The organism is Acinetobacter sp. LUNF3 (assembly GCF_022699605.1).
Classification (GTDB): domain Bacteria; phylum Pseudomonadota; class Gammaproteobacteria; order Pseudomonadales; family Moraxellaceae; genus Acinetobacter; species Acinetobacter johnsonii.
In genome coordinates this window covers 1,719,792-1,731,975 of sequence record NZ_CP093968.1, presented here as the reverse complement: position 1 = coordinate 1,731,975, position 12,184 = coordinate 1,719,792, and the positions used below count along the sequence as shown (strand labels likewise).

At 41.5% G+C, this 12,184-nt stretch carries 12 protein-coding genes and 1 pseudogene; 8 read left to right on the top strand and 5 right to left on the bottom strand.

Going from position 1 to position 12,184, the window contains the following annotated elements; all coding sequences use genetic code 11:
- The first annotated feature begins 151 nt into the window (after nt 1-151).
- Both MN200_RS08480 and MN200_RS08475 read left to right on the top strand, forming a co-directional pair.
- Nucleotides 152-1,429, top strand: a complete 1,278-nt coding sequence (locus MN200_RS08480) for a DcaP family trimeric outer membrane transporter (RefSeq protein WP_029575018.1) — start codon at nt 152-154, stop codon at nt 1,427-1,429.
- A 265-nt stretch (nt 1,430-1,694) separates the two neighbouring features.
- On the top strand, nt 1,695-2,582 hold the full coding sequence (locus MN200_RS08475; RefSeq protein WP_242759164.1) for a DMT family transporter: 888 nt from the start codon (nt 1,695-1,697) through the stop codon (nt 2,580-2,582).
- Between the two features lie 209 nt (nt 2,583-2,791).
- Here the strand turns inward: MN200_RS08475 and MN200_RS08470 are convergent, their stop codons facing one another.
- Nucleotides 2,792-2,953 carry a hypothetical protein gene (locus tag MN200_RS08470; RefSeq protein WP_004979714.1) on the bottom strand — a complete coding sequence of 54 codons (162 nt, stop codon included), beginning with the start codon at nt 2,951-2,953 and terminating at the stop codon, nt 2,792-2,794.
- Between the two features lie 408 nt (nt 2,954-3,361).
- Here MN200_RS08470 and MN200_RS08465 point away from each other — a divergent pair, with 408 nt between their 5' ends.
- The 6 genes and pseudogenes from MN200_RS08465 to MN200_RS08440 form a co-directional block, all read left to right on the top strand.
- Nucleotides 3,362-4,198 carry an SDR family NAD(P)-dependent oxidoreductase gene (locus tag MN200_RS08465; RefSeq protein WP_058869591.1) on the top strand — a complete coding sequence of 279 codons (837 nt, stop codon included), beginning with the start codon at nt 3,362-3,364 and terminating at the stop codon, nt 4,196-4,198.
- A gap of 130 nt (nt 4,199-4,328) precedes the next feature.
- Nucleotides 4,329-5,237, top strand: coding sequence for a cation diffusion facilitator family transporter (locus tag MN200_RS08460; protein ID WP_058869592.1), 909 nt, complete (start codon nt 4,329-4,331; stop codon nt 5,235-5,237).
- A gap of 64 nt (nt 5,238-5,301) precedes the next feature.
- Nucleotides 5,302-5,721 (top strand): cation efflux protein, CzcI-like, encoded by a 420-nt coding sequence (locus MN200_RS08455; protein WP_058869593.1) that lies wholly within the window; start codon nt 5,302-5,304, stop codon nt 5,719-5,721.
- A gap of 47 nt (nt 5,722-5,768) precedes the next feature.
- Nucleotides 5,769-7,091, top strand: a complete 1,323-nt coding sequence (locus MN200_RS08450; RefSeq protein ID WP_058869594.1) for a TolC family protein — start codon at nt 5,769-5,771, stop codon at nt 7,089-7,091.
- 1 nt (nt 7,092) lies between these two features.
- Nucleotides 7,093-8,328, top strand: a complete 1,236-nt coding sequence (locus MN200_RS08445) for an efflux RND transporter periplasmic adaptor subunit (RefSeq protein WP_058869595.1) — start codon at nt 7,093-7,095, stop codon at nt 8,326-8,328.
- Nucleotides 8,318-8,785: pseudogene (locus MN200_RS08440) on the top strand (efflux RND transporter permease subunit); the annotation flags it as partial. The gene MN200_RS08445 and the pseudogene MN200_RS08440, both read left to right, overlap by 11 nt.
- Before the next feature lie 180 nt (nt 8,786-8,965).
- On the opposite strand, the gene fdx reads toward MN200_RS08440, so the two are convergent.
- From fdx to iscA, 4 genes are all read right to left on the bottom strand, one after another.
- Nucleotides 8,966-9,304 (bottom strand): ISC system 2Fe-2S type ferredoxin, encoded by a 339-nt coding sequence (gene fdx / locus MN200_RS08435; protein ID WP_004697000.1) that lies wholly within the window; start codon nt 9,302-9,304, stop codon nt 8,966-8,968.
- A gap of 16 nt (nt 9,305-9,320) precedes the next feature.
- A complete protein-coding gene (gene hscA / locus MN200_RS08430; protein ID WP_242759162.1) occupies nt 9,321-11,180 on the bottom strand; it encodes a Fe-S protein assembly chaperone HscA in 1,860 nt (619 codons plus the stop codon).
- A gap of 37 nt (nt 11,181-11,217) precedes the next feature.
- The gene (gene hscB / locus MN200_RS08425; protein ID WP_004697004.1) at nt 11,218-11,733 is read right to left on the bottom strand and encodes a Fe-S protein assembly co-chaperone HscB; all 516 of its coding nucleotides are present in this window, start codon (nt 11,731-11,733) and stop codon (nt 11,218-11,220) included.
- A gap of 119 nt (nt 11,734-11,852) precedes the next feature.
- Entirely contained in the window at nt 11,853-12,173 is a 321-nt protein-coding gene (gene iscA / locus MN200_RS08420) for an iron-sulfur cluster assembly protein IscA (RefSeq protein WP_004697006.1), read from the bottom strand.
- Nucleotides 12,174-12,184: the final 11 nt, after the last annotated feature.

Genomic DNA, 12,184 nt, shown 5'->3' with positions numbered 1-12,184 from the left:
TTGTTTTTTAACGCGATTTTTAATGCAATAAAAAGTTTCATTTTAAAGTATTAAAAGAAATGCATTGCGTTAGAAAACAGCGATGAAAAATAGAGCTAAATATTAAAGAGTAAAAGTCAGGACAGACTTAAATACACAGGACCCGTGTTAAATGAAACAATTTAAGAAGAACGTTTTAGTTGTCACTTTATCGATGTTAAGCAGTGCAGCATTACATGCACAAAGCAATACGACGACAGAGATTGAGCAACTTAGAAATGAAATTAATGCGTTAAAACAAATGCTTCAACAGAATACTCAGCAACAACAGCAGCAAGCTGTTCAATTGAGCGCTGTTGAACGTCAAGTGTTGACGACGCCAAAAACGGTTGAAAAAACGGGTTTAGGTTTGACCAAAGGTGGGGCAGAGTTCAACTTATACGGTAATGTTCGCGCGGACGCATCGTATCAGGCCGAAGGTGGCTCTCGTGATATGCCCTATAACCAAATCAATAGCGTGCCTTTAGAAGGAAATGCTGAAAATAGCGATCGCTTAAGATCAACCCTTTCAGCAACGCGATTAGGTTTGGACTTTAAAGCGCCAGTCGCCGATCAGAACTTAAATGCCAAAATTGAGGTCGACTTTTTAGGCGGCGCAAACCTTGATAATTTACGTATTCGTCATGCGTATTTAAACTATGGTAACTGGTTAATTGGTCAAACGTGGTCAAACTTTGCGACTCCAGACTACATCCCTGAAACGATTGATGCTTTGGCTTATGTGGGTGCTTCAATTAAACGTACACCTCAAGTGCGTTATACCCATAAATTTACGCCAAATACTAACTTAGTCGCGGCAGTGGAAGACCCGAAAGATGCCAGCATGAGCCAACGTATGCCAGCATTTACAGGACGACTGAATCATAAGTTTAATGATGCACTTTCAGTCAGTGGGCGTGCAATGGCGCATGAAAAACGCATTCAAAATCAAGAAGAGTGGGCGTATGGCGTAGGTGTTGGTGCCAAATTTGACATCACCCCTGTGACTTCTGTGAAAGCCGACTACTACCATGTTAAAGGCGATAGCAGCTTTGTATCCTTTACTAACCCTGGCGTAGTTGCAACAGGCACAAGTATTGAACAAAGTGAGTTTTACTCAATTACTGTCGGTTTAACACAGAAGTTTAATGACAAATTACGTGGTACTTTGGCTTATGGTTATATGACTTTTGATAAAAATCAGGACTACCTTGATGCTGTAGCTGATGATACCAAAATCAATAAAAACTTATGGCAGGCATGGGGTAATTTATTCTATAGCCCAGTTCAGCCTGTTAGCCTTGGCGTAGAGTATGTCTACGGTGAGCGTGAAGCGTTTGCACCTGCGGCAAATGGTAGTAAAAAAGGTGAAGACAACCGTGTGAACTTGGTTGCGATTTATAACTTCTAATACTTTAAGTGATAACCCGTTTTCACTTTGATATGTATAGATCGAAGTGAAATTTCACATAGAAGCCGAAGGATAACCCCTTCGGCTTTTTATGTTTTGCTCGATACTCAGTTTTGAGGAAATGTTGCGAAAGTCATGCAATAGTCGAAGTTTCGTCAGAACTTAAGTTATTTGTCACATAAGAATAAGTCATGAAAATAAAGCACATGTGCTGCCATCAACGGGTTACATTATGTGAGGTAAGTAACTGTATATAGAGTACTTGATGACAATAACATGGATTCTTTTTACGCTTATGGCCGCTTTCATGCAGGCTTGGCGCAACGCTTTTCAAAAGCAACTCAGTACTACTGTAGATGTTTATGGAGTGACTCTAGCGCGGTTCATCTTTGCTTTACCTTTAGCACTGATTTACATCAGTTGCCTTTACCATTTCAAACCTGTGACAGAGTCCGTCCATTTCAATCTCCGTTTTGCTATCTATGTGCTTATTGCGGCGTTGAGCCAAATTGCAGCAACAGCATTGATGGTTCAGCTTTTTAAGCAAAAAAATTATGCAATTGGAGTGGGTCTTGCTAAAAGTGAAGCAGTACTTGCCGCGATTATTGCCGTGCTCTTTTTATCCGATCATTTAAGCCTTTTAGGCTGGTTTGGGGTTGCTGTCGGAGGCTTCGCAGTTTTTTTAATGTCCAAAGGGCGGGACTTTTCTGATTTTTCGGTGCAAACCTTGTGTATAGGTATCGGTAGTGGTTTATGTTTTGCCATTACCTCGCTCTTGGTACGTGAGGCCAGTTTAGAACTAGATAATTTACCGTTTATTCACCGTGCAGCTTGGGTGCTCTTAATGGTGATTGGGACACAGTGCTGTTTACTTTTAATGTATTTGGGTATATTTCGCCGTGCAACATTATGGGCCATGTGGCAGCGTATTGGACTTACATTTCGTGTCAGCTTATGTAGTTTTTTGGCGTCACTGGGTTGGTTTAGTGCCATGAGTATGCAGTCAGTGCCCATTGTAAAAACTTTGGGGCAGGTTGAGATTATTTTTAGTATGTTGATTTCAGCCTACTTCTTTAAAGAAAAGCTGGCACGTGCTGAACATCTCGGTATTGTATTGGTAGTGATTGCAGCATTTTTAGTGATTTGGGCTTAAAGTCTGATCTTTACACAGCCCACGTCATTCATTTGTAATGACATTAACCATCCAAAATGTAATGTAACTGCCGTTTTACTAGTCTTCAACTCAAAAAATAGAGATTAAACCCATGTCTAGGTCTAATCTCCAAAGTCTATACTTCTCGTAAAATTCAATTCTGAGGCCAAAATTTAGATGTTTATATCAGTGTAACAAGCTTCAGATTCTTACTGAAGAAGGTAGTTTTGATCTGCACCGACAAAGAAAATCACACCTATGCAAAAAAGCCCACAGTAAATCGCAAACCAGATAATCATGTTTTTAAAAGCTTTATCTGAAATTGAACTATCTGCATATTTTGCTGGTTTTTTTGAGTCTAGATCTTTCATGGTTACTGCACTCAACTGAGGTGATGAGTACATTATGCAAAGCAAAGGACTGATGAAACAGGTACAAAAACAAGATTAAAAAAATATAACAGATGAAGCAGAATTGCTAAGGACTGTTATATTTTAAATCCTGTCGGGACAGTATGTAGATATCAGTAACTTGATTTCAGTTTTTAGAGTCCTATCACTTAAGAACAAAAACCCAATAGAAAATGATCTTATATTTAAAATACCACTCATGAATTTTATACATATTGAATCATTAGAAATGATCATTTCATTCATGACTGTAATTTTTGTACATTAACTAAAATAGCACCTTGGCTGCGTAGAATTAGAGTACTTGAACCTTCAGCATGACGTTTAAGTGTAAAACGATATTTAGAACACTATATTTTAGAGAGCATTATGAAAAGTTTTGAAAATAAAGTGGCTGCGATCACAGGCGCAGGTTCAGGCATTGGGCAGCAGTTGGCGATTCAACTGGCTAAACAAGGTACACATTTGGCACTCAGTGATGTCAATGAACAAGGTTTGGCGGAAACCTTAAACCACGTCAAAGATTATCCTGTTTCAGTCACGCTCACAAAACTAGATGTTTCAGACCGTAAGGCAGTAGAGGACTGGGCAAAGCAGTGTGAGCAGGATTTCGGACAGGTCAATTTAGTTTTTAATAATGCAGGGGTCGCGTTAGCGAGTACTGTTGAAGGCTTAAGCTATGAAGATGCCGAGTGGATTTTCAACATCAACTTTTGGGGAGTGGTGTATGGAACCAAAGCTTTTTTACCCTACTTAAAACAAAGTGGCTCTGGGCATATTGTTAATATTTCAAGTTTATTTGGACTCACTGCTCAGCCTACTCAGAGTGCCTATAATGCGACAAAGTTTGCTGTCCGTGGTTTTACCGAAGCACTACGTCAAGAGTTAGATTTGCAAAACTGTGGCGTTAGTGCAACTTGTGTTCATCCCGGTGGTATACGTACCAATATCGCCAATAGTGCTCGAATGAGTGACAGTATTCGTACGCTGGGTATGAACCCAGAGCGTGCCAGCCATTCTTTCAATAAAATGCTTAAAACCCCGCCAGATGTAGCAGCACAGGCCATTTTAAAGGCTGTGAAAAAAGATGAGCGCCGTGTATTAATTGGAACAGATGCCAAAATTATCGATCTGGTACAGCGTATTACACCAACAGGCTATACACAGGCCATGAACTTTTTGACAGGAAAAAAACGCCGCAAATAAAGACGTATTCACATGAAAGATGATTTTATCGTTTTAACCGAGTATGCTAAATCGAGTAATTTTTAAATTAAAAAAAGCTTCGATTTCAATGGTGAAGCATTCCGTTAAATAAAATGATAAGGAGTCCTACATGAGTGGTTCTCATAACCATGATCACAGTCATGTTGAAGTGACTGCAAAAAATGCCAAGAAATTAACCATTGCACTTGCCTTGACGTTTACCTTCTTAATTGTGGAAGTGGTTGCAGGATTTATCACACAAAGTTTGGCCTTACTGTCCGATGCAGCGCATATGTTTACCGATGCCGCTGCTTTAGCCATTGCTTTAGCAGCCATCAAAATTGGGCAAAAGCCTGCCGATGATAAACGTACTTTTGGCTATCAACGGTTTGAAATCTTGGCAGCTTTGTTTAATGCCATGATGTTGTTTGTGGTGGCGATTTACATTTTATATGAAGCCTATCAGCGTTTTAGTCAGCCACCTGAAATTCAAAGCTTGGGCATGCTGATTGTTGCGGCTTTGGGTTTAATCATCAATCTGATTTCAATGAAAATTTTGGTGTCGAGCAGCCAAGACAGCTTAAATGTGAAAGGGGCTTATCTTGAGGTGCTCAGTGATGCCTTAGGCTCTGTGGGTGTGATCATAGGCGCACTGGTGATTTATTTCACAGGTTGGATGTGGTTAGATAGCGTTATTGCGGTGTTGATTGGCTTTTGGGTTTTACCTCGAACTTGGGTGCTACTGAAACAAAGTATCAATATTTTGCTCGAAGGTGTACCAAGTGAAATTGATATCGAATCTTTACGCAATGATTTGCTGGCTTTAGAGGGTGTACAAAGCATTCATCAGCTTAAAGTTTGGGCCATTACTTCTAAAAATGTGCATTTAACAGCGCATTTGATTGCACCTGATGTAGATCCGAGAGCTTTATACCACCAAGCTGTGGAGTTATTGGGGCATGAGCATGGGATTACGCAAGTGACTTTGCAGATTGAAGAAGATGAATGCCATCCACACCAACATGAACATAGTCATTAAAAAGACTTGACCTTAGACTTAGTCTAGGCTTTACAATAGCGTCACTTTATTTCAGTACGACATTATGCGTTCTACCACGTGGATTAGCGTCTTAGTTGCTTTATTCATGTTCCAAAGTCTATGGAACGTGGCGGCAGCTTTTTGCGTCCATGAAGAACAAAAAGCTCAAGTCGTGACGCAACAAGGTTTTCATTTTGGCCACCATCAAACCACCTTGTGTGTGTCTGATGATAAGGCACACCAACAAATCAGTGTTGATGACCATACTCAAACGGTAAATGATCAGTTTCAATTGGGTGAAGACCATCAAGATCATTTGCCCTCAATGGCACATTTGATTATTCCGAAAGAAAAAAACTATCAATTGCCGCTCGCGCTTGAGATAAAAGAACCGCCACAATTTTTTTGGCATAATGCCTATCAAGCTCCTGATTTACTGGGGCAACATCCGCCTCCTGAACTTTCCCCGCTAATGGTGGGGTAGCCTAAAACATTTCCCACCACTTCTTCTAAAAATTAGTGGGAAAAAGCATGTCGAATCAATTTAAGGCGTTTATACGCCAAGCCCTTGCTGTGGGCATAACAACAGCCACGATGCAGTGGAGTTTTGCCGAACCGATCAAGACTTTAGATGAAGCTTTTGCAAAAGTAGAGCGCTATCAAAACCAAAGTGACATTGGGCAACAGCGTCAAAGCATTTCAGAGCTGAACATCAAAAACAGTGGCCTATGGCAAAATCCTAGCTTAAATATCAATCAAGATGGTTTTGGTTCAAATACCGATCAAGAGCTCAGTATTGCCATCAGTCAGCCCTTAGATGTGTTTGGACAGCGTAAGCTCAATCAAAAACTCGCAGAAACAGCGCACCAACAAGGGCAGTTACAGCAACAACTGTGGACAGCACAAAGCCAATTGGTGGTGAAATTTGCATGGTCTCAATTGGCTTTGGCACAAGTTGAAAAATCGCTGTACGCAGCACAACTCAAAGTGAGTCAAAACAATTTAGACAGTGCCAAAAAACGTTATCAGGCGGGCAGTATTGCTTTGGTTGACTATGAACGTGCGCAAATCGAAAGTTTGGATATGCAGCGCTTATACCAACAAGCGGTATTGGCAGAACAAGTAGCACAGCGTCAACTCTCAAACCTATGGGGCGAAACCAAAGCCGATATTCAACTCAATGCGACCACCATGCCATGGCCAGATCAAAGTGATGCCACAGTACAGCGCTATATTGCTGAAGGTTGGTTGGAAAAGCTGTATGCACTGAACATTCAACAATCCAATTTAAATATTGAAAGTTTAAAAGTGCAGGCGCGTCCTAATCCGACCTTAAATGTCGGCATGAAACGAAGCCAAGCACCGAATGAAAGTAGCGATACCACATTAGGTGTCGGTGTGGATATTCCGCTGAATATTTTTAACCGCCAGCAATACAGCATTCCGATGGCCCAGCGCCAGCAAAGCTTGTTAAATCAGCAGCAACAGCGCGAGTTAAAACAGCAGATTTTAGATATCGCCAATGCCATGCATGAGCTTAAAGGACTAAAACTGCAGTTCAGTGCGATCAGTCAACAAACCACTTTGGCAGAACAAGTGCAAGTCCGCACACTGCAAGGTTTTAAAGCGGGAAAGTTGTCCATTACCGACATTCAACAAGCCAACTCACAACTGCAAAGCATACGCCTTGGGCAGTTGCAGTTATTACGTCAAGCTTGGCAGACCGCATTGAGCGCAGAAGCACTCAGCCTCGGTACCAGCTATGAACAGATCAGTAGTTCAGATGCTTTTAGCCAAATCAGTAAAAATTCGATCGCACAAATACAAGACCTCATCCTTGGCGGAGCACAATAATATGCAACTAAAAAACCAATTTGGAAAAATATCACAGCCATTGATGATTGGGCTTTTGCTCCTTATTACATTCCTCATCGCTGTTGGGATCTGGTTTAGCTCCAAAGATAAAACCACCGATGAACATGCGCATGCCGAACATGAAGAATCTGAACATACGGATAAGCCCGAGGCAGAAAAAGGACATGCCGAGGAAGGTGAAATTCAACTGACAGCGCAGCAACTGACAGAGCAAGGCATTCAAATCGCTTCAGCTCAACAAGGTGTGGTGTCTCAAGTCACCGTTCTACCCGGAAAGCTTGTGGTCAATACCGATCAGCAAGCTCATATTTCGCCAAACTTTGGTGGGCATGTGGAACAGGTGAATGTTGAACTTGGTCAAAACATACAAAAAGGACAAACCTTAGCTGTACTGTCTGTACCCGAGCTGATCGATCAACAAGCCAATTTGCGGATGGCCCAAGCTAGCTTGGATTTAGCGCGTCAAGATTATCAACGTGAACAGCAGTTATGGTCACAGGGCATTTCTGCCAAGCAAGATTATCAACGGGCAGAAAATGCTTACCGACAAGCGCAGATTACTGTGCAATCGGTGCAAAGCCGCTTAAACGCCCTAGGTGCAACAGGTGGGGTAAATGGTCGTTTTGCCATTAAAGCACCCATTTCAGGTGTGATTAGCCAAAAAGATATCGTAGTGGGTGAAAACGTACAATTGGCCGATCAGCTTTTTGTGATTGAACAATTTAAAGAGTTATGGCTTGAGTTTAATCTGCCTGCTCAGTACTCAGGTCAGTTACAAGCCAATCAGAGTCTGACATTTAAGCCGAATGCTTCTGAGCAAAAATATGAAGCTGTCATCCAAAGCTTAACTTCTCAAGCCGATGCACAAACAGGACGTTTGGTGGTACGTGCTAAATTAAAAAGCCAAGCGGCGGAGCTACGTCCAAATGTTTTGGTGAATATCTTTTTAGACAATACCAGTTCAAAAACAGCGCTTCGCGTCCATAAAAGTGCTATTCAAAACATTGAAGGCCAAACTTCGGTATTTGTGGTCGACGCTGAACAAAAAGGACAAGTGCATTTGAAAGCGCAGCCCATTCAACTTGGGCAAGCTTCAAATGACGCTCAATGGGTGGAAGTGATTTCAGGCCTAACAGCAGGACAACGCTATGTCAGCCAAGGCAGCTTTGTCCTTAAGTCTGAACTAGAAAAAGGCGAGGCTGATCATGCACACTAATCATGATTTACCCAAGCCTGAGGGTTTGTTTGAACGAATTATTCAGTTCTCTATTCAAAATGCAATTTGGGTCATGCTCTTTGTCTGTACATGGATTGCGGTCGGAGTTTATAGCTATCAAAAACTGCCGATCGATGCAGTGCCCGATATTACCAATACGCAAGTACAAATTAATACCCAAGCCAATGGTTTTACCGCACTGGAGGTTGAGCAGCGGATTACCTATCCGATTGAAACTGCAATGGCTGGTATTCCAGATTTAGAGCTGACTCGTTCTATTTCACGTTATGGTTTGTCCCAAGTCACTATTGTATTTGAGGATGGCACAGACATCTATTGGGCACGCCAGCAGATTAATCAGCGGGTTCAAGAGGTCAAAGCGGACTTACCTAGCGATGTTTCTCCAACCATGTCGCCAGTTTCAACAGGTTTAGGTGAAATTTATCAATGGGTCATGGCTTTGTTGCACAAAGATTTCATAACTATATGATTTTAAAAGTTTTGATTATTTTTTGATCCAAAATTAAATCTATTTAAATCAGATGCTTACATATTTATGCAACAAAGCCGGTGTGAGATACAAAGCGAGAGTCGTAAAAAAGCCACTACAATGAGTGGCTTTTTTTGGCTTTGAAAATTAGTGATTTTCAGACGCGTGGTTAATTGTGTATTTAGGAATTTCAACTTCTAAGTCTTCATCCACTAACTTCACTTGGCAAGACAAGCGAGAGTCAGGTTCTAAGCCCCAAGCACGATCTAGGAGGTCGGCTTCAACATCATTCATTTCTTCTAAGCTGTCGAAGCCTTTACGTACCACAACGTGACAGGTTGTACATGCAGCGGACATATCGCACGCATGTTCAATCTTGATCCCATTTTTCAGTAAGCTTTCACAAAGATTTGCATTCTGTTCAACTTCAAACTCAGCACCTTCTGGGCAGATTTGCGCATGTGGGAGAACTTTAATACGTGGCATAGTCTTTACCTATAAATTAGTTTGAGTTTGACCAGTCGTCGAGTTTTGTGCCTTTCAGCGCCGCATCGATATGCTGATTCATACGTGCTGCTGCAAAAGCATCACTGTGTATTTTAAGCTGTTCAACAGCAGATTCAATTGCTTTGATTTCTGTTGTTTCAAGTGTTGCTTCTAATGAGGTTTTGGCCGCATTTAATGCAACTTGTTGTTCACTCGTGAGCAGGTGAGCATCCACTTTTAGGGCTTGCTCTAAAGCTTCGAGTTCGCGTTTTGCTTCAACTTTAGTTTCTTGTAAGTGACGAAGATTTTTATCTTCTTCAGCAAACTTATAACCATCGAGCAGTAATCGTTCCATGTCACTATCAGCCAAACCATATGATGGTTTGATGTCAATTTGTGCATGTACGCCAGAGGTTGTTTCTTTAGCTGAAACCGTCAGTAGGCCATCGGCATCCACTTGGAAGGTCACTTCAATACGTGCTTGACCCGCAGTCATGGGTGGAATGCCGCGAAGGACAAAACGACCTAAGCTACGACAATGCTCAACCAAATCACGCTCACCTTGAACCACATGAATCAACATCGCTGTTTGGCCATCTTGGTAGGTGGTGAACTCTTGGCGACGTGCAACTGGGATTGCGATATTGCGTGAAATAAGACGCTCAACCAAGCCCCCCATGGTTTCTAGACCGAGAGAAAGAGGAGTTACATCAAGCAGTAATGCGCCATCAGCTGTGTTTCCAATCAGCTGATTGGCTGTAATCGATGCACCAATAGCAACAACTTCGTCTGGGTTGATGGTACACAATGGCTCTTGAGCAAATACATCGCGTACAGCGTTTTGTACAGCATAAGAGCGAGTTGAGCCACCGACCAAAACCACGTTTTGAATGTCGCTGAGTTCAAGTTTGGCATCGCGGAGGACGCGTTTGCAGACACTAATCGTTTTATCTAAAGCAACTTTGATAATGCTTTCAAATGTCGCACGATCAAGAGTTAAGCTATGCTCTAGGACTTGTAAATGAACGCTTTCTGCGTCGGTTAAAGCTTCTTTGGCTTTACGTGCAGCAACTAAAACGTGTGCATATTCAGTGTCATCGAACTGCTCAATGTTGAGTTCTTTTTTCGCCCATTTTACGATTAAACGGTCAAGGTCATCACCACCTAATGCAGTGTGACCACCCGTCGCTAACACTTCAAACACGCCTTGTGAAAAGCGTAAAATTGAAACGTCAAAGGTACCGCCACCCAAGTCATAAATCACATAGTTGTGATCATGCGCAAGATTGGTTTCTTGGTCGAGACCATAGGCAACTGCAGCAGCAGTAGGCTCATTTAAAAGACGTAATACGTTTAAACCCGCAAGTTGTGCGGCATCACGTGTCGCTTGACGCTGAGCTTCATCGAAGTATGCAGGAACGGTAATCACTGCACCATTGACTTCATTTTTTAAGCTCGCTTCAGCACGATCTTTCAGTTGCTTTAAAATTTCAGCGGACACTTCGACAGGGGTTTTGCGACCCTGAGCGGTTTCAAAAGCAGGCATTTGATTATCTTCACCCACTAAGGTGTAGGGGTGTTGAAACTTAATGTCGGCTTTAGAGCGTCCCATAAAACGTTTGACTGAAACGATGGTGTTTTTAGGATCAGCGGTCAAAAATGGTTTTGCTTCGTCGCCATATTGGGTTTGGTTTACACCATAATGCGCGATCGATGGGAGTAAGACACGACCTTGTTCATCATGCAAAACCTTTGCTTTGCCTGAAAGTATAGTTGCAACTAGAGAGTGAGTTGTACCTAAGTCGATACCAATGGCAATACGGTGTTCATGTGGCGCACTTGATTGTCCAGGTTCTGCAATTTGCAAGAGAGCCATGTGTTACATCCTTTGAGCGTCAAAAATTAAAAATAAGTTAAAATTCATCATCTAAATCAAAGCTATCATCATCTTCAAAACGATCTTCAGCTTTATCTATGTCATGCATGACTTTTACAAAGAAGCGAAGTTTGCGGACATCATCACGTGCCTCAGCCCAATCTTCCTCTTCAAAATCAATTTTGAATTCGCGGACTAAACCATCAATCCATTGTTGAACGTCTAATTTGAGTGATTGTAATTCATCTGCTGAACGTGCTTCATCAAGTTGTTCACGGATTTCTAGGGCAGACTGGAGAAATTCAAAATCATTGATGGATTGATCAAGATGATAATCTTGTTTTTTTAATCCTAATAAATATCCTGCACGGCTATCAACCTGAGATAAAACTTTAAATGCTTGATTGATCTCACTTGATTTTATGAGGGCTTGATCTTTATCGAGAGCTTTATCTGGGTGATATTGTTGCTGCAACTTTAAAAATTCTGATTTTAAGGTTGCTAAATCAATATCGAGTGCTACTGGGAGGTTAAACAACTCAAAATGATTCATAGGAGAGGGATTCCGCGCTAAATTGGGGGTCATTGCGAAAGCAAAAACACTCTATGTAAATACAATTAAAACAGTGTGATACACACTGTTTTAATGTTGAAAAGCAAGTTAATGAACTGTTATACGGTGAAAGATTCACCACAGCCACATTCGCCTTTTTTGTTTGGGTTGTTAAACTCAAAGCCTTCGTTTAAACCATTTTTTACGTAGTCCATCTCCATACCATCGAGATAAACCAAGCTTTTTGGGTCTACAAATACTTTCACCCCAAACTGCTCAAAGGTGGTGTCATGTGCATCAATTGAATCGACAAATTCAAGCACATAAGCCAAACCAGAACAGCCTGAAGTTTTCACGCCAACGCGAATACCTTCACCCTTACCGCGATTTTTTAAATAATTGCTGATATGAGTTGCAGCATTTTCAGTTAAGTTGATCATGAAAACTCCCT